Source organism: Clostridium zeae (assembly GCF_017312485.1).
Taxonomy (GTDB): domain Bacteria; phylum Bacillota; class Clostridia; order Clostridiales; family Clostridiaceae; genus Clostridium_AR; species Clostridium_AR zeae.
In genome coordinates, this window is record NZ_BMBA01000001.1 from 1,496,433 (window position 1) to 1,515,882 (window position 19,450).

Below are 19,450 nucleotides of genomic sequence, written 5' to 3' on the forward strand. Positions count from 1 at the left end.
CTACAATATCTCCTTAAGTTTAGAAATTTTAACTTCTAGCTCAGCTCTCTTTTGTTTTGCATGAATAGTATCTTCTTTTATAAAACTCAATATGCTTTCATATTTTGATATCTTTGACTCTATAAAACTTATGAAGGTTTCACTTTTCTTTTTCAAAATTACAGGGCTTATCTCAAAGTAGATAGAATCATCAAACTCTAAAGGTCTATTACTTTTATTAAACCTAACTTTAAACAATTCATAGTATTTTCCTTCATCAAAGCAAATATCTTCATCAAGCACTTCAAATTTGCTACTATATAAAAACTCTCTTAACACTTCAGGGTTTTGAGCAGGCTGAAGTATAATGAATGAGCATTTCTTAATCTTATCTATATCTTCTAGTAATATATCTCTAGTTAAATTACCACCCATCCCTGCTATAACTACCGCTTCTACTTCATTTTCTTTTAAAGTAGAAAGTCCAGGTCCAAGTCTACAATCTATACTCTTCTCAAGTCCATCCATTGACACATTGAATTTTGCTTTTTCAATAGGACCTTTATTTATATCAGATGCTATAGCTTTACTGCAAATTTCATTTTTTACGCAATAAATTGGTACATATCCATGATCTGTACCAATATCAGCTATGCTGTCACATTTATCAATATTATTAACTATGGTTTGTAACCTTTTACTAAGTTCCATCAAGTTCACCTTTCTATAAATCCATCATTTGCTTATAAAAAATTCTACTATATTAAACATAACACTATCCTATCTATTATTGATATAAACCTTCTTAGGTAAATTTTTTAAAAAGTTAAGAATCATATCTTTGCTTCTAAAAACTTACCTACTTCAAGTTTTTTATTATAGATATAAGTGTAGTATTCTAATTTGTATAGCTAAAAATACTGAAGAAATAAGTAAAGCTATATAGATATATTTATAAGCAGATCTCTTGTCATACTTAGCACAAAAATATGCTGCATAATGCATACAAAATAGTATTATCATATTTAGTGCTCCATAAGTCATTTGTCTAAAAGCAAACTGTTTTCCTGTTCCCTCTACTACCGGTCTAAATGTTGCATCAAAAAATAGAGGCATACTATCCGGAAGCTTATTCATCAAATAAAGAACAAAAGGGTTAAGTGTCATATATACGATTATAAGTGCCACAAGCATAAATGGGAAAAGAAAGCTTTTTTCTTTGAACAAATCCCTGTTTTTATTGTATTTAATATCAAAGTTTTTTTGCTCGATATCTTTTTCCTTGAACTTAGTTAAAAATGAATCTATATCATTTGGTGAAATACCGTAACTTATCTCATCAGTATGAATATATAATACCTGTTTGCTAGAAGTAACAAACATATGGCTTGTTCCAACATCCTCTATCACTGATCTTCCGTAGTTGTACATAGTCCTACCAACCCCAGAAAGATTCATTCCCTTTATAGCTCCTGTTTGAACATTATATCCATCTATTTTTTCATATGGTATAAAAATTTTCTTTATCCCCCAAAGAGCATTTATCTCAACACCATTTGAGTGTATTTTGTATCTTAGAGTAACTGTCTGTAGTACATAAAATAAGCAATATATAGAGAAAGCAACAGAAAAAATCTTAACAAGACTTATCTCTGTATATGTATTAAAATATTGTACTCCAAAATATATTATTATATTTACAGCTATTATAAAAAACAACAGCTCATAAATGGCAATCCCTCTACGGGGTTTATAAATTTCCAAACCTACCACCTCAAAGTCATTATATCATAAATCTATGGCCTTCCTAACAATGTTACCACCAATTTTTGGTATTGTTTATAAATTGTTAAAGAATTCGCCCTACCTAAGATTAAAAGCACCATGTGTAGGTGCTTTTAGTCTAGATAATCCTTTAGCTTTTTGCTTCTGCTTGGATGTCTTAGCTTTCTTAATGCCTTAGCTTCTATTTGTCTTATTCTTTCTCTAGTTACGTTAAACTCTTTTCCTACTTCTTCAAGAGTTCTTGCTCTTCCGTCATCTAAACCAAATCTAAGTCTTAATACTTTTTCTTCTCTAGGAGTTAATGTATCAAGTACATTGATAAGTTGTTCTTTTAACATAGTAAATGCTGCTGCTTCTGCTGGTGCTGGAGCTTCATCATCAGGTATAAAATCACCTAAATGGCTATCTTCTTCTTCACCTATAGGTGTTTCTAATGAAACTGGCTCTTGAGCAATCTTTAATATTTCTCTTACCTTATCAACAGGCATATCCATATGTTTTGATAACTCTTCTGGCAATGGATCTCTTCCAAGCTCTTGAAGTAATTGTCTTTGTACTCTTATCAATTTATTTATAGTTTCCACCATATGAACTGGTATTCTTATAGTTCTAGCCTGATCTGCTATTGCTCTAGTAATCGCCTGTCTTATCCACCAAGTAGCATAAGTTGAGAACTTAAAGCCTTTTCTATAATCAAACTTTTCAACAGCCTTTATTAATCCCAAATTTCCTTCTTGGATAAGATCTAGGAAAAGCATTCCTCTTCCAACATATCTTTTTGCTATACTTACAACCAATCTTAAGTTAGCCTCAGCAAGCTTTTTCTTTGCATACTGATCTCCCTCTTCGATTCTTTCAGCAAGTCTGATTTCTTCATCGGATGATAACAAAGGAACTTTACCTATCTCTTTAAGATACATCCTAACAGGGTCATCTATTGCTATCCCTTCTGGTATAGAAAGATCTAATTCTTCTTCGATATTCTCTGATTCAGCAATATCACCTATTACTTCTATTCCCATAGATTCTAAAACTTCATAGATTTTTTCGATTTGGTCTGGACTTAGATCTATTTCATCTAATTCATCCATAATTTCTTTATATGTTAAAGTACCACTCTTCTTACCTTTTTCTATGAGTTTCTTAACAATCCCCATCTTAGCATTTTTGTCTTTAGCGTCAACTTTAGCGGCTACTGCTTTATCCTTTGTTGGTTTAGCTTTATTTGCCTTTTCAATAGTTTCCATGTTAATACCTCCTTCCGCCATATCCGTACTTAACCCCTTTCTAATCTTTTAAGTTTCTCGTCTACTTCTTTAGCTTCTCTTACTAGCTCAATTGATTCTCGAAACAATCCTTTGTCTTCATATTGTTTCAGCTTATGTAAGATTTCTTTTTTGTGATTTTCTAAACTTTGCTTTTTAATTTCTTTTATATAATCATTGATGATTTTCTCCATATTACTTTCTGAAATCATCGTCTCAATTTCTCTTATAAGTATCCATTCTTTTAAACTTTCACCATCATCACATCTAAATTCTATTAGGGAATGTATATCTTCTTTCCCTTCTTCAAATAAAGATGTTATTATTGAAAATATTTTTTTATGAGAATCTAAAATTAAGTCCTCTCTAGATATATGCCCAATTATATATTGATAGAATTCTTTATTTGACATAATTTTAAGCAAACTTCTTTCAGACTTAATATAAGCTGGCTCTACATATAATTTTGTTCCAAATTCTTCCTTATTATTCATGTTAAGAGAAGATTCATTGTTTTTTGTCATTTTTTTTGATAATAAGTCGTACAATGACTGTTCACGGAGTCCTGTATCTTCAGCGATTTTTTTTACATACACATCTTTTTCCACAGGATTCAAGTCAGCTATTATCTCTGTAACTCTTTCTCCATATTTAATAATTTCTTCATTATCATTAAAGTTTATTCCTTCTCTTGCTCTAAACAATCTATATTCTATTAGAGGCTGTGCTGAATCAATTAACCTTAAAAATGCCTCTCTTCCATTGCTTCTTATGTATTCATCTGGATCTTTTCCTTGAGGAACTGTCAGAACTCTAACATCAAACCCAGCACTTCTCAGTATTTCCAATCCTCTTATAGTAGCATTTTGACCTGCTATATCTGCATCATAAGATATTATTACTCTATCAGCATATCTTTTCAAAAGTCTTGCCTGACCTGTAGTTAATGCAGTCCCTAACGATGCCACTACATTTGTTATTCCATACTGATGAAGTGAAATACAGTCCATATATCCCTCTACCATAATAAAATATCTTTCTGGTATTCCCTGTTTTATAGCAAAGTTTAGACCATATAAATTAGTACCCTTTTGAAATACTAAGGTTTCTGGAGAGTTTAAATACTTAGGCTTAGAATCATCAAGCACTCTTCCACCAAACCCTATAACTTTTCCTTTATAATCGAACACTGGGAACATTACTCTATTTCTAAATCTATCGTAGACTCTTCCTTTTTCACTTTTTACAGCTAGCCCAGATTCAATTATTACCTCTTCTTTATATCCCTTCCTTTTTAGGAAGTTAAGCAAAGAATTCCAACTATCCGCCGAGTATCCTAATCCAAATTTTTTTATTGTATTTTCAGTAATACCTCTTCGTAGGAAATACTCTTTTGGCATTTTGACGTTTTGAAGATTAGAAAAGAAATATCTTGCAGCTTCGGTATTAATTTTATGAAGTAAATCTTTCTTCCAATTTATCTTACTCTTACCTGGGCTCTCACTTTCTAGCGGTATATTGGCTCTTTCTGCTAAAAATCTAGCCGCATCAAAGTAAGATAAATTTCTAGTTTTCATTATGAAAGTAATAACATTACCAGCTTCACCACAACCAAAACATTTATATATCTGTTTTTCTTGTGTAACTGAAAAAGATGGAGTTTTTTCACTATGAAAAGGACATAGTCCTGAATAGTTTCTTCCAGCTCTTTTAAGTCTAACTGTTTCTGAGATTACATCCACAATATCATTTTGTTCTTTTATCTTTTCTAAAAGTTCTTCTGATATTTTCAAGGAGCATAACCACCTTAAAATAAATTTATTTCTTTGCAAGTTTTATAATATTCGACATAAGTTGATAAAATCCTTCTTTATGTTCTACATTTTTTCAAATTTATTATTAAACTTTATAACTTCAAGTAATGTTTATTATTCGTTATTTCCTTTAATTTTCCTTCTTATATATAAATAACTAATATTTTTTTATGATTATATAACTTTTAGTCCTAAATTTATTAATAAATCACAAATTTAGGTACATATATTTTATTAAACATATTAAGACAATAATCATCACTCATACCAGCCGCATAATCAGCAACAGCTCTTTCTAAACCTTCTTGCTCCGAAATTTGTTGATATATGTTAGGCATCTCTTCAGGGTGTTTCATAAAATATTCAATCACATGTCTTAATACAAATTTAGCTTTATCTCTTTCAATCTTTAATATATCCCCAAGATACACTTTTTTAAACATAAAGCTTCTTAATTTAGTCATTGCATCTCCAACCTCGTCACTTAAAGAAACCTTTATATCACCTTTTTTTATGTTGTTCAGTGTATTTTCAATACAATCCGTTACCAAAATATTTATTCTTTCAGAATTAGTTTTACCTAATATATTAATTATATCTTTAGGGATTTCATCCTCCCTAAGAAGTCCTGCTCTTATAGAATCATCTATATCATGGTTCACATATGCCATCTTATCACTATATCTCACCACTTGACCTTCTAAGGTTGCTGCCTTAGCAATACCATTCGTAAAGCCGCTATGATGTTCTATACCATCTATAACCTCAAAGCATAAATTTAACCCTCTTCCTTCTTTTTCAAGTCGTTTTACTACTCTAACGCTTTGTTCGTTATGTCTAAAACCATCTTTTAAGAATTCATTTAATACTTCTTCACCCATATGTGCAAAGGCTACATGACCTAAATCATGACCAAGTGTTATAGCTTCAACTAGATATTCATTTAATCCTATGCCAACAGCAATTGTCCTAGCTATTTGAGAAACTTCTAAGGTATGTGTAAGTCTAGTTCTATAATGATCTGAAGACGTCTTTATAAAAACCTGTGTTTTATGTTTAAGCCTCCTAAAAGATTTACAATGAAGTATTCTGTCTCTATCAACCATATAACAGGTTCTTATATGATCTTGTTCTTCACTTTTTTCCCTTCCCTTTGTTTTGTTAGAAAAAGAAGCCTCTTTAATCAGTGTCAAACTTTCAAAACCTTCAATTTTTTCCCTTATAGTCATATAATCACCTCCTTTTATAGATATTCTATATATTTTCTTAAAATCCTTCAAAATTATGCTACTATTTATCATTTGCAATTTTTTTCAAACTATTACAATTTTATAATTATTAATATAAAATTATTATTCAAATCAAGAAAATTTTTTTCTAAAATTTTATTCCCTTACACAAAACCCCCTCTTACACTTCAGTTTATTCTTGTTATATAAAGCTTCCTCTTTTTAATAACTTTTTGAAACTCAGATATTCATATCAAAATATCCTATAACCAATCATTAAAAATCAAACTTTCAGAGAGATCCTTTTTAAATTCATCATGATAATTAAACATAGTAAAAATAAAATTATAAAACATACGTATAATGTAATAATTTTCATAATATTAATATAATATGAATTTTTATGTGAAGGAGGTATTTATGCCAAAGGAATTGCATGCAGCTGCTGCCAGCTTATTATCTGAATCAAATGTAGGAAAGCACGTCTTACCTTACTACAATTTGAAAGAAGCCTCCATAGAGCAAATAAAGTTGAAGAATACAGACAAGCAGAGAGCCGTTTATAAAATTGATTACAACAACAAAACTTATTGTTTAAAAAAAGTTTATTATACAGAACCAGAGTTACTCTTTGTCTATTCTGCTATGGAATGGCTTTATAGGAATGGTATTAATGTCCCAAGATTTTTGCCAACAGTAAATAAAAGTAGATTTGTAAATTATAATGATATGCTTTTCGTACTTACTCCATGGGTAGATGGAGAAAAATGTAATTATGACGACATAGACAACATAGTTGAAACTTCAAAATACTTAGCAAAAATGCATTATTCGTCAAAAGATTTTTTCCCAATACCAGGTAGTAAAATAAAGAAAGGATATGATGACTTATACATATCCATCAATAAACATTTTCAAAAACTTTTAATATGTTCAAACTCTGCATACTTGTATAAAGATAAGTTTTCTAAAATGTTCTTGGATAGCTTTGATAAAAACATAGATTTAGCAAAGTTAGCGTTAGAAACTGCTTCTACCATTAATAGAGATAATCTTACATCCTCCCTATGTCACGGTGATTATGTAAATAAGAATATTATCTTTGATAAGTCAAAAGGCATTTGGATTATTGACTTTGATAAGTGCTCATACGACTACATTGCACATGATATTTCTTATTATCTAAGACGACTTCTAAAAAGAGACAATACCAAGTGGGATGTAGAAATAGCTATCAATTGTATAAAAAATTATAACGAGATAAACAAACTGACTATTGATGATATTAAGTATATTTTAGTATACTTATCCTTCCCTCAAAAATATTGGAGAATCTCTAAAGACTATTATAACAACATAAAGAAATGTAATAAGAATTCTTTCTGCAACTTATTAGAAAAAACAGTTAACAAAACTGATTACCAACTTAACTTTATCTCTGAATTAACCGATCATTTAAGAAATCATTATGCATTAGATATATAATTAGAAGTTATATTCAAAATATTAGTGAACTAAAGAGTCCATTAATCGAAATTTAATTTATACTTGTTCGAAAATCCTGGCTAATGGGAATTTTCGGGTATGTATAAATTAATAGTTGAGTTAGGAACTTTAAACCCCATGAATACATGGAAATCTATATTTCTATCTATTCATGGGGTTTAATTTTGTAGTTTCCTATACATTAAAAAAGAAACCTAATTGAAATTAGGTTTCTTTTTATTTAAATACTATCTTGGATTTTTAATTTGAGCTTGAGCAGCAGCTAATCTAGCTATTGGAACTCTAAATGGTGAACATGATACATAATCTAAACCTAATGCATGGCAGAATTCTACTGAAGAAGGATCTCCACCGTGTTCTCCACAGATACCAAGCTTGATATCAGCTCTTTCAGATCTACCTTTTTCAACTGCTATCTTCATCAATTGACCAACACCTGTTTGGTCAATCTTAGCAAATGGATCTTGTTCATAGATCTTCTTTTCATAGTAGTCTTTTAAGAACTTAGCAGCATCATCTCTTGAGAAACCAAAAGTCATTTGAGTTAAGTCATTAGTACCAAATGAGAAGAATTCAGCTTCTTTAGCTATAATATCTGCTGTTAAAGCAGCTCTAGGAATTTCTATCATTGTACCCACTTTGAAAGGTATTTCTACACCTTTTTCACTCATAACTGTCTTAGCAGTTTCTACTACTATATCTTTAACATATTTTAATTCTTTTATTTCGCCAACTAATGGAATCATTATTTCAGGAACTACATCATAGCCTTTATTGTTTCTAACTTCAATAGCAGCTTCGATAACAGCTCTTGTTTGCATTTCAGCTATTTCTGGGTATGAAACAGCCAAACGGCATCCTCTATGACCCATCATTGGGTTGAATTCATGTAACTCCTCACAAGTTGCTTTAAGCTCCTCATAAGTTATATCCATTTCCTTAGCTAAAGCTATGATATCTTCTTCAGCTTGAGGTAAGAATTCATGTAGTGGTGGATCTAAGAATCTTATAGTAGCTGGTCTTCCTTCTAGAGCCTCGTACATAGATGCGAAATCGCCTCTTTGCATTGGAAGAAGCTTATCTAAAGCTTTTCTTCTTTGCTCTACAGTCTTAGCAACTATCATTTCTCTAACAGCAGCAATTCTATCTTCAGCGAAGAACATGTGCTCTGTTCTGCATAGTCCAATACCTTCTGCACCAAATTCTACTGCTTGAACTGTATCTCTTGGTGTATCAGCGTTTGTTCTAACTTTTAACTTTCTTGTTTCATCAGCCCATCCCATAAATGTTGCGAAATACCCGCTTATTTCAGGTGAAACTGTCTTTATAGCTTGAGCATATATATTACCTGTTGAACCATCTATTGATATCCAATCATTAGCAGTTAAAGTCTTACCTGCAACTTCTAATGTTCTATTAGCTTCGCTAATCTTTAATTCTCCACAACCAGCAACGCAACAAGTTCCCATACCTCTAGCAACAACTGCAGCATGTGATGTCATACCACCTCTTACAGTTAAGATACCTCTTGCAGCTATCATACCTTCTATATCTTCTGGAGATGTTTCAAGTCTTACTAAAACTACAGTTTCTCCATTTGCTGCTCTTTCTTTAGCTTCTTCAGCTGAGAATGCTATTTTTCCACATGCAGCACCTGGTGAAGCTGGTAACCCCTTAGCTACAACTTCAACCTTTTTCATTTCAGCAGGGTCAAAAGTTGGATGAAGTAATGAGTCTAATTGCTTTGGATCAACTTTTAGAAGTGCTTCTTCCTTTGTAAGCATTCCTTCTTCAACTAGATCTACAGCAATCTTTAATGCTGATTGAGCAGTTCTCTTACCATTTCTAGTTTGTAAGAAATATAAAGTTCCTTCTTCTATTGTGAACTCCATATCTTGCATATCTCTATAATGTTTTTCTAAAGTATTAACTATGTCTTCGAATTGCTTATAAATTTCAGGATTTTGTTCCTGTAATTTAGCAATTGGTTGAGGAGTTCTTATACCAGCAACAACGTCCTCACCTTGAGCATTCATTAAGTACTCACCATATATTGCATTTTCTCCTGTAGAAGGGTCTCTTGAGAACGCAACTCCTGTACCTGATGTTTCTCCTTTATTACCGAAAACCATCTCTTGAACGTTTACAGCAGTTCCCCAATCCCCAGGTATATCATTAAGTCTTCTATATACTATAGCTCTTGGGTTATCCCATGATCTAAATACAGCAGTGATTGATTCTATAAGCTGATCTTTAGGATCTTGTGGGAAGTCCTCACCTTTTTCTTTCTTATAAAGTGCCTTAAATCTTACAACTAATTCTTTAAGATCATCAGCAGTTAAATCTGTATCGAAATGTACACCCTTTTCTTCTTTCATCTCATCGATTTTAGCTTCAAATAATCTCTTTTCTATCCCCATAACAACGTCTGAGAACATTTGAATAAATCTTCTATATGAATCATATGCAAATCTTGGATTGTTTGTAAGACTTGCCATAGCTTCAACAGCATCATCATTTAAACCAAGGTTTAATATTGTATCCATCATACCTGGCATTGATACTCTTGCTCCAGATCTTACAGAAACTAAAAGAGGTTTACTTAAATCACCGAATTTTTTACCTGATATTTCTTCTAACTGAGCTAGTTTTTCATGAATTTGATTTATTATTTCTGGTGAAATCTTTCTTCCATCTTCATAGTATTTATTACAAGCTTCTGTAGTTACTATAAATCCTTGTGGAACAGGTATACCCAAAGTTGTCATCTCAGCTAAATTAGCACCTTTACCTCCCAGTAAATTTTTCATTGATGCCTTACCTTCTTTGAAGAGGTAAACATATTTTTTGATCTCCATCTCAATACTCCTCCGTTCAATACTATTTATATTAATATGTTTATATATATATACTTAACAGAGCTAATGCTCCGAAAGCTGACGAATTGAACTGTGAACCATAGATTGTATTACTTACCCTTAATTATTGACCATTTCCCATTTTTACAAACAATTTTGTTATATTTGTTTTAGATATCTTTCCAATTATCTTATATTGATCCTTTTGTTCCTCATCAAGAACTTTTTCAACCACCGGAATAGAATCTATTTCATGCTCTATTATCTTTTTTGCTGCATTATATGCGCTTTCTTCTTTGCTTACAAATATTATATTAGGCATTCTAGTCATTATGACTCCTACAGGAACTTTATGTATATCTGTTCCACCTATAGCTATCTTCAAGAAATCTTTTCTTGAAACTGCACCTATTAAAAAGCCATCACTCTCAACAAATAGTGTTCCTACATCCGTTAAAAAAAGATTAACTATCGCGTCATATACCATAGTTTCTTCGTTTACAAATGCAGGCTTAGACATTATGTCTTTAACCTTTATATTGGCGATGTGCTCATACAAGAGGTTATTCATTGGCTTCTCAGTATAAACATAACCTACCTTAGGTCTTGCATCTAAGGCACCAATCATAGTAAGTACTGCTAAATCTGGCCTTAATGCTGCTCTAGTAACCCCAAGCTTTGAAGCTAGCGCTTCTGAGGTAATAGGCTGTCCCTCTTTTACAAGCTTTATTATCTCTTCCTGACGCGGTGATAACTTCAATGTCCTTCCCCTCTTTCGTTTTAATAGAGGAATATTCTGATTATTCAGAACCGTATACGTTTTACATAACTTATTATATCACTATATCAAAGTTTGACTATGCCAAATTTTCTGAATAATCTTTCAAATTCTTTGAATATTCCTCATTTCCCTCTTATTTCATCTGAATTTTCTTATTTTTCTTTAAATTCCTTATTCTTTATCCACTTCATCAAATTTAACTGTATAGGTATAAACTGGTGAATCATTATCTACATGAACATTTTTGCCAGCAGATTTCTCATTTTTCACTGAATTGAACTTATCTTTTAAGTTTTCAGCCAAATCTGTTGCTTTATCCTTTAGATCATTAGCCATATCTTTTACATCAGAAACAGTCTCTTTTACCACCTTATTTACAACTTCAACAGACCCATCTTCTTTAGTTATTTCTATTGTGATCTTAGTAGCAATAGCTGTAATTATACCTATAGCTAATAATTGAGGTAAAACTAAAGCAATAACTCCCGCAGCAATTCCAGCATTAACCGGTACATCGATTAATACTTTCTCATCTTTTCTTATTTTAATTCTAGATACATTTCCCTTTTTAATTAATTCAGATAACCAAGCTTTAAATTCTTCTATTGTTTCGTATTTTTGTGAGCCTTCTTCTTTTTCGGATTTCCACTCACTTTCATAATTTTTATCATGACTCTTTACTTCTTCAATATAAATCAAAGCATCAAGAACTTCTCCATTATTTACTTCTAAAGCATTTTTTGCTTCAGCATAACTAACACCTGTTCTTTGTCTTACTTGGTCAACTTTTTCTAAAGTAACTTCACTCATTTTTATCACTCCTTAATATAATTTAGCATTTCTAAACTTTTTGGTTTTTTAGAATAATTAGAATTAATAATGTATGCTGTAATTTTTGCAATTTCATCTTTTACTGTCTTATTAATATTAAGTCTATATATTTTATCCATTGGTGCGGTATTTAAATACTTTAATGCACTGTATGCACCTTTAGACAAAGATATGCCATGTTCTTTCGGACATTCTTCGCACACACCCCCATAAAAAGACATGTTTATGTATGCGGCAGAATTTATACTTTTTTTACAGTATGCACAATTATCTAGATTTAATCCATATCCTGTAGCCTTTAATATTTTAAGTTCAAAACTCCTAATTAAAAGCTCATAGTCAAGAGCATCCGTATTTAATAAATATAGACAGGTAACAAAATCTTTAAATAACTTCCCGTTATCCTCTTCATCTGTTACGCATATATCTATTAGTTCACAAATGTATGTTGAATATGTAAGTTTTTCTAAATTATTTAGTAATCCTTGAAAAGAGCTGGTTATTCTCCCTTCTGAGAGAGTGTACAGATTTTTCCCTTTAAAAACTACGAATTCACCGTAGCATAATGGGAGAGTAAGAGATAAATGTCTACTTTTACTTTTTTTGGCACCCTTAGCAATAACCGCTATCTTACCTAACTTTTCTGTATATAACCATATTAATTTATCATTTTCTTTAAAATCTTGAGCCTTAATTACTACACCATTCGTTTCAAAAATAGACAGAAATCCTCATCTCCTACTTATTTTTTCTTATATCCAAGTTCTCTTAAAAATAAAGGATTATCTCTCCATTCTTTTCTTACCTTAACCCAGATCTTTAAGTTTACTCTTTCTCTTAAAAATTTCTCAATTTCGTATCTAGCACTTTCACCTATACGTTTTAGTGTTTGACCATTCTTACCTATGATTATTCCCTTATGTGAATCTTTTTCACAGATTAAGTCAACCTCAATATTATACAAGCCTCTTTCATTTTGTTTCATTTGAATTATATCAACAGCTATTCCATGAGGAACTTCCTCATTTAAAGTTCTAAGTGCCTTTTCTCTAACTATTTCAGAAATTACAAACCTTTCCTGAACATCAGTAATCATATCTTCCGGATAAAATTTTGGTCCTTCAGGAAGATATTTTACAATTAAATCTAAAAGAGTAGTTGTATTTTTTCCTTTAAGAGCTGATATTGGTATTATTTCCGCAAAGCTCATTGTCTCTGAATAGTTCTTTAGAGTCTCTGCAACTCTCTCTTTAGTATTTTCATCCACCTTATTTACAACTAGAATAACTGGCGCTTTTATATCCTTAAGACCTTCAATAATATATGAATCACCTCTGCCAATTTCTACATCTGGAGTGATTAAAAATAAAACTAAATCAACTTCATTTAAAGATTCTTTAGCTGAAGTCATCATATATTCACCTAATTTATGTTTAGGTTTATGCATTCCAGGAGTATCAACGAATATCATCTGATAATCCTCTGCCGTTAATATAGTCTTAATGTTGTTTCTAGTTGTTTGCGGTTTGTTGGAGACTATTGATAATTTTTCTCCCATTAGGTGATTTAAAAGCGTAGATTTCCCCACATTTGGTCTACCTACAATAGTTATATATCCTGATTTAAACATTTGTCCTCCTAGTTATTTATTTAAGTCTTCTTTTGAAAATATACCTGGTAGTATGTCCTCTAAAGTCTTCACTATATATTCTTTCTCATTTTTGATTATTATAATAGGGATCTTTTTATCTTTTGCAAATTCAGCAATAACCTGTCTGCATATTCCACAAGGATATGTAAAAGCATTTACATCTCCAATAACAGCCACAGCTTCTATTGTTTGATGTCCTTCAGAAACAGCCTTAAATATAGCAGTTCTTTCAGCACAGTTAGTAGCTCCAAAAGAAGCATTCTCAATATTGCATCCTTCAAAGATTTTTCCATCACTCATTATAGCGGCTCCCACAGGGAAGTTCGAATAAGGTGCATAAGCCTTACTTCTCGCATTTATAGCTGCTTTTATAAGCTCTTCATACATTTTTTATTACCCCCAATTGTTTTTTGGTGCAAAATAAATTATAGCACTATTAATATTATTTACAAGCTAGAGGATTTCCTTACAGGAATTTAATTAAATAGTTTAAATACAATTAAAGTTAGAAAAGTACCAAATATCGCTCCTACAATAACTTCCCATATACTATGAACTTCTGAATCCACCCTGCTTTGAGCAGTTATAAAAGCCATTAAGTAGCTAAGCATAATGCATAAAGGTTCCTCAGTTATTAAGGCTATAGCAGTAGCCAAAGAAAATGCCAGCGCACTATGCCCACTAGGCATTCCACCCTTAAGAGGAGTTCCTTCTCCGAAAAAAGCTTTAGCAGCTATTGTCATTAAGCATACAATTACTAAAACGATAAAAATAGTATATGGTTCTGACTGCCTTATCATTCCGATTGTATGATATGTCACATTGGTAAGTTTATCCCAAAATATCACATAACCAACCAAAATAGCATTTATTGCTGTAACCAATACCCCACCTGCTGCTGCATTTTTTGCAAGCTTTGCTAACGGATGATAATAATTTGTAGTCATATCAACAACATGCTCTATAGCAGTATTCATAAGTTCTGCCGCAATAACCATTGTTATTGTTACTGCTAAAATAAGGAACTCAAACTTCTTAATATCATATATAAAACAAGCAGTAAGAACCACAAGGGCTACTGCTATATGAATCCTCATATTCCGTTGGGTTCTTACTGAATGTATAATACCGTTAATTGCATAATTGAAGCTATCAACCAATTTTCTTACTTTCATATTTCCCCCTATTAAACCTCTCTAGTTATATTTAGTTTTCCAAGTATACTTTCTTCTCTTTCTCTCATAATCTTTTTTTCATCTTCTTCCATATGATCATATCCTAAAAGGTGCAAAATAGAATGAACCACTAAATAGCAACATTCTCTTGTAAAAGAGTGATTAAAATCTTCACTTTGTTCCTTTGCCTTCTCCAAAGACAGTACCACATCGCCTAAAACTAAGTCTCCTTCATTAAAGAAAGATGCATCAAAGTTATAATTCAAGTAAGCATCCTTGTATACTTTCCCCTTAGGATAATCTAACATCGGAAAAGAAAGTACATCTGTTTCTCTATCTATATCTCTAGTTTCCTTGTTTATTTCTTTAATAGAATCATTATCTACAAAAATCACACTTATCTCACAAGCTTTATCAACCAATTCCTCTTTAAGAGCTGCTAGTATTACTTCCTCAATTATTTTTTCAAACTCACTGTCTACTGACATCTTATCCTGTCTATTGTCTATAAAAATCATATTATCACTCCGTAAATCACTTTATATTAGATCTAGTTATTTATTCTTTTTCATATATTAAATATATTAAGTTAAAGCTTCTATTGAAATTGAGGTGTTACTACGGAAGATACTATATGAGCAAGCTATTAGAATTAAATAATTTTGGTAGGTGGAATAGCTTCAAAAAATCGCTAATTGTCCTTCATTAGTGATTTTTTTGCGCATCTGCCTTTTCTGAACGTATGTGAAGAAATTCTGTCAGGCGACATATTCTCACTTTTTACTCTTTATATATACTTTTTTAATTTCTTAAAGTTTTATATATAAAAAACTTATATGAAAGCTTGATTAATAAAGAGTAAAACTGCATTGTCCGAACGTAGTGAGCTATGCAGTTTTAGCTATGTAATCCTACCAAAATCATATTAATTCTTTGCGAAGCTCATCTAAGTATCGGAGGAGTGACACCTCAATTTCAATACCGTAGTTAATAGTATCTTAAAGCTTATCTTTCTCTGTTGGATATTCTATTCTCTGATGATATATTCCATTTAGTACTTTTAAAAAGCACTTAGAAATTTTATTAATATCTTTAAGGGTAAGATCACAGTTATCTAGTTCACCAGTATATAGTTTATCTTTTACTATCTTATTTACCATTTCTTCTATCTTGCCCTTAGTAGGATCACTTATCGACCTAACTGCAGCTTCAACACTATCAGCAAGCATTATTATTGCAGCTTCCTTGCTCTCTGGTTTTGGTCCTGGATACCTAAAGTCTTCTTCTTTTATTTCACCAGGATTTTCAGCATTATTTTTCATAGTTACATAAAAATATTTAACTAAAGTTGTTCCATGGTGTTGTTCAATTATATCTCTTATCACCTGTGGAAGGTTATATTCTCGTGCAAGCTCTAATCCATCTTTTACATGTGAAATTATTATAAGTGTACTCAAATTTGGAGTTATTTTATCATGAGGATTTTCCTTGCCAATTTGATTTTCTTTAAAAAAGTATGGTCTTCTTGTTTTTCCCACATCATGATAGTAAGATCCAATCCTAGCTAACACAGGATTTCCCCCAACCTCTTCTGCTGCTACTTCAGATAGGTTTGCAACCATCATGCTATGATGATAAGTTCCAGGAGCCTCCATAAGTAGCTTCTTTAAGAGAGGATTATTGGGATTTGAAAGTTCTAAAAGCTTAACTGTAGTTACTACATCAAAAGTACTTTCAAAGAAAGGCAACAATCCCACTGCCATAACTCCAGAAAATAAACATCCTATTATGACAAAACCTGATTTTAATAACACATCTAAAATATTATTTGAAAGTATCATCCCTTGAGTAAAGCATACTATAGCAACAATAATCGACAAGAATAGTGTTGAATATAATATATCATTTCTTTGTTCTATTTTTCTTAATGATGTAGCTCCGATAATTGAATTTAAAGCTGCTAACACTATAACTTCTGGATTAAAGTTCACAGCTCCAGCTATAAGTATGCAATTGAACAAACTTAAAACTAAGGATACTTTATAGTTTATAAGTAAAGTTAGCAGTATTGGAGCACAAGCTAACGGTATCAAAAATGGTGATATTATAGCTAAAGTCCTAGCTAATATCAATGAAGTTATATTAACTATATTAATAAGCAACAACTTACTATTATCCTCATAGATATTTTTGTAGTATTTGTTTAAATATCTATATTGTAGAGATAGTATAGCAGCAACAAATACTGCTGTAGAAAGATATATAATTATATTTATACCTGAGTTATTAAGTAAACCAAGAGAGTCTAAGATCTTTATCTGATCTTCTGTTGCAGGCTCTCCTTCTTTTATGATAGTTTGATTCTTTTTTATAACAATAGGCGCAACTTCTTTAATTGCTTCCTTCTTCTTTTCTTCAGTCTTATCCTTATCAAAAAACAGATTTGCTTTGATTTGATAATAACCTATATTCTTTAAAATATCCTTTATATTTCTATTGTAATTAGAATTTGATATTTCATTGTCAAATATACTCTTTGCATTCTGTAAGTCTGAAGGTTGATCTTCTTGTATATTCTTCTCATAAGCCTTCTCCAAACCCGATATTACCAAATCAGATATTGACTTAATATTTTCTTTTGGCAAAGCTATTAAGCTTCCTATTTCATCACTGTCCAGCTTAACAGCGGTTAATTTACTGACTTGATTTATCTTTTCTGCATCGGGTATAGTTGAATCCTTTAACGTGCTTATTTTATTAAAAAAAGTTCTTACATTATCCTCAGCATCCTTCTGTATATCCGTTTTTAAGGTATACTGTTGTCCATACTTGTCAGCCTCTGCTTGCTGTCTCTTTGTAGTTGCATCTTGATCAACTATCTCCCTCGGAGCTTTTATATCTACTTTTGAAATATCTCCCTCTCTTAAATCATATTTTTTGGTTACAAGAGAAGATATAGTACATAGATATACTATTATAAAGGTTAATGTAAACATAATTATTCTTTTAGGGTTTTTTATAAATTTAATAATAAATTTTCTTTCTCTACTCAAAATCACACCTTCTTATTAGGCTTATTTTCAGTTAACCACTTTACATCCTCTTTTAGTTTATGGTTTCATCGCTATATTCTGTTCTATGACTACAGCTACTTTAAGTCTAATTTTTCCCTCTCCAATATCCTCTGTGTTTACTAGTTTTTTTACAAACTTACCTTGTTTATCAATATCCTTCATTATAGAATCATATAAAGTATCTGAGGCTTTTTCTATCATACTCTCCTTGTCTTCACTTATAGGTTTAGAACTTTTCTCATAATATACTACTTTATTTAATATTTTACCCTTATTTTCTATTTTATCATAGTCACTAAATTCTTTTGTAGGTTTTTTTAGATAAATTTTCTTACCGAATAATTCAATGTATAAAGCTTCCTGTTTATTACCGGTCCTTTCTTCTACATTTCCACTTACCTGCAACTCAATTATTTTCTCGTAAAAAGTATTTGCAAGAACCTTACCATCAGCATTCACCTTATATTCGGCGCCTTCTTTTCCTTGTATCCCCCTTATAAGAACTTGTCCCTTTTTTACCAATTCTCCTTGATTAACCGCTGCAGTACCAGAGGTCGTATAAACCCTAACCACTTCTCCATCCATTTTCGCTACAACATCATTTTCATTAACGTTTTTTACTATCTCTGGAGGATTTATTTTTTCTTCAACTTTAATCTTCAAAGTTGATCCTTCTATTCTGGCTCTCACCCACATTATCTCTCCATTTCCATCTTCTAGTTTCTTTTCCAAATCTCTAAAATCAACTAGAGACTTCCTTACCCCTGGTTTAATACCAAGCCTTGCCAACTGTTGTCTTATTTCATAAGGCGATAAATACTTACCAGTATCAACTTGAACACTCCATATGTATGTTGAGAGATAAAACAATATTGCTAAAAATAGAACTGCCCCCGCCATCAATGTGCTTCTTTTTTTCATCCTTAAAAGTAAAAATGTAATTCCTTTTCTACCTATTACTTTAACACGCGCCTTTACTTTTTTGGCACATTCTATAACTGCATTATAATCATTTAATTCCACCTCAATAGTTATAGTTGAAATATCTATCTTTTGAATATTTTTAGCAAGTATACCATTTTTCCATAGAAGATTTATAAACTTTTCAGGATATAAAACCTTAACCTCAAGCTTCACTATACCTTTACTGTACTTTTTAAAATCCATATCATCATAACCCCTCATATATTAAAGATTTAAATTTACCACTTATAGTTATTGTATTACCTCCTATAAATAAAATTTCCAGATTAACTCCATCTAATGTGATTGTTCCTACTTTGGAATTTATTTTTATTTCACTACTATCAAAGGATATTATCCCTTTGTGATTTTCAATAATAATCTCATTATCACCAGTTATAACTATTTTAGGAATATTAAGCACGATATCACGTGGCAAATCTAGTTTTTCTGCCAGTCCCTCTTTAACTTTATCTATTTTACGCTCCATTCATAAAACTCCCGATAAGTACTTTCATATTAGTTTATGAGTCGAACGC

At 31.2% G+C, this 19,450-nt stretch carries 17 protein-coding genes; 1 reads left to right on the top strand and 16 read right to left on the bottom strand.

The annotated features are described in order from the left end of the window. The 5 genes from J3477_RS06990 to J3477_RS07010 form a co-directional block, all read right to left on the bottom strand. The gene (locus tag J3477_RS06990; RefSeq protein WP_206868972.1) at positions 1–690 is read right to left on the bottom strand and encodes a tRNA (adenine(22)-N(1))-methyltransferase; all 690 of its coding nucleotides are present in this window, start codon (positions 688–690) and stop codon (positions 1–3) included. A gap of 165 nt (positions 691–855) precedes the next feature. Next, complete coding sequence (locus tag J3477_RS06995) at positions 856–1,743, bottom strand: PH domain-containing protein (protein ID WP_206868974.1); 888 nt, start codon at positions 1,741–1,743, stop codon at positions 856–858. A 134-nt stretch (positions 1,744–1,877) separates the two neighbouring features. Beyond that, entirely contained in the window at positions 1,878–3,032 is a 1,155-nt protein-coding gene (rpoD, locus tag J3477_RS07000; RefSeq protein ID WP_206868975.1) for an RNA polymerase sigma factor RpoD, read from the bottom strand. 8 nt (positions 3,033–3,040) lie between these two features. Further along, positions 3,041–4,822: a DNA primase gene (gene dnaG, locus J3477_RS07005; RefSeq protein WP_206868976.1), complete on the bottom strand. Its 1,782-nt coding sequence runs from the start codon at positions 4,820–4,822 to the stop codon at positions 3,041–3,043. 221 nt (positions 4,823–5,043) lie between these two features. Beyond that, positions 5,044–6,072, bottom strand: coding sequence for a deoxyguanosinetriphosphate triphosphohydrolase (locus tag J3477_RS07010; RefSeq protein ID WP_206868977.1), 1,029 nt, complete (start codon positions 6,070–6,072; stop codon positions 5,044–5,046). Positions 6,073–6,492: 420 nt separating this feature from the next. On the opposite strand from J3477_RS07010, the gene J3477_RS07015 reads away from it, so the two are divergent. Then, a complete protein-coding gene (locus tag J3477_RS07015; protein WP_206868978.1) occupies positions 6,493–7,557 on the top strand; it encodes a CotS family spore coat protein in 1,065 nt (354 codons plus the stop codon). Positions 7,558–7,805: 248 nt separating this feature from the next. On the opposite strand, the gene ppdK is transcribed toward J3477_RS07015, so the two are convergent. The 11 genes from ppdK to yqfC all read right to left on the bottom strand — a co-directional run bounded on the left by ppdK (position 7,806) and on the right by yqfC (position 19,401). Beyond that, complete coding sequence (gene ppdK, locus J3477_RS07020; protein WP_206868979.1) at positions 7,806–10,436, bottom strand: pyruvate, phosphate dikinase; 2,631 nt, start codon at positions 10,434–10,436, stop codon at positions 7,806–7,808. 124 nt (positions 10,437–10,560) lie between these two features. After that, positions 10,561–11,196, bottom strand: a complete 636-nt coding sequence (gene ccpN, locus J3477_RS07025; RefSeq protein WP_206868981.1) for a transcriptional regulator CcpN — start codon at positions 11,194–11,196, stop codon at positions 10,561–10,563. Between the two features lie 192 nt (positions 11,197–11,388). Further along, positions 11,389–12,027: a DUF4342 domain-containing protein gene (locus J3477_RS07030; RefSeq protein WP_206868982.1), complete on the bottom strand. Its 639-nt coding sequence runs from the start codon at positions 12,025–12,027 to the stop codon at positions 11,389–11,391. 5 nt (positions 12,028–12,032) lie between these two features. Next, positions 12,033–12,773: a DNA repair protein RecO gene (recO, locus tag J3477_RS07035; RefSeq protein ID WP_206869684.1), complete on the bottom strand. Its 741-nt coding sequence runs from the start codon at positions 12,771–12,773 to the stop codon at positions 12,033–12,035. A 17-nt stretch (positions 12,774–12,790) separates the two neighbouring features. Next, positions 12,791–13,678, bottom strand: a complete 888-nt coding sequence (gene era / locus J3477_RS07040; RefSeq protein WP_206868984.1) for a GTPase Era — start codon at positions 13,676–13,678, stop codon at positions 12,791–12,793. Between the two features lie 12 nt (positions 13,679–13,690). Beyond that, positions 13,691–14,086 carry a cytidine deaminase gene (locus J3477_RS07045; protein ID WP_206868986.1) on the bottom strand — a complete coding sequence of 132 codons (396 nt, stop codon included), beginning with the start codon at positions 14,084–14,086 and terminating at the stop codon, positions 13,691–13,693. A gap of 89 nt (positions 14,087–14,175) precedes the next feature. Then, positions 14,176–14,874 carry a diacylglycerol kinase gene (locus J3477_RS07050; RefSeq protein ID WP_206868988.1) on the bottom strand — a complete coding sequence of 233 codons (699 nt, stop codon included), beginning with the start codon at positions 14,872–14,874 and terminating at the stop codon, positions 14,176–14,178. An 11-nt stretch (positions 14,875–14,885) separates the two neighbouring features. Then, complete coding sequence (gene ybeY / locus J3477_RS07055) at positions 14,886–15,392, bottom strand: rRNA maturation RNase YbeY (protein ID WP_206868989.1); 507 nt, start codon at positions 15,390–15,392, stop codon at positions 14,886–14,888. A 480-nt stretch (positions 15,393–15,872) separates the two neighbouring features. After that, positions 15,873–17,870: an HD family phosphohydrolase gene (locus J3477_RS07060; RefSeq protein ID WP_206869685.1), complete on the bottom strand. Its 1,998-nt coding sequence runs from the start codon at positions 17,868–17,870 to the stop codon at positions 15,873–15,875. A 114-nt stretch (positions 17,871–17,984) separates the two neighbouring features. Then, positions 17,985–19,115, bottom strand: coding sequence for a sporulation protein YqfD (gene yqfD, locus J3477_RS07065; RefSeq protein ID WP_206868991.1), 1,131 nt, complete (start codon positions 19,113–19,115; stop codon positions 17,985–17,987). Between the two features lie 4 nt (positions 19,116–19,119). Beyond that, positions 19,120–19,401 (bottom strand): sporulation protein YqfC, encoded by a 282-nt coding sequence (yqfC, locus tag J3477_RS07070; protein WP_206868993.1) that lies wholly within the window; start codon positions 19,399–19,401, stop codon positions 19,120–19,122. Positions 19,402–19,450 lie beyond the last annotated feature (49 nt).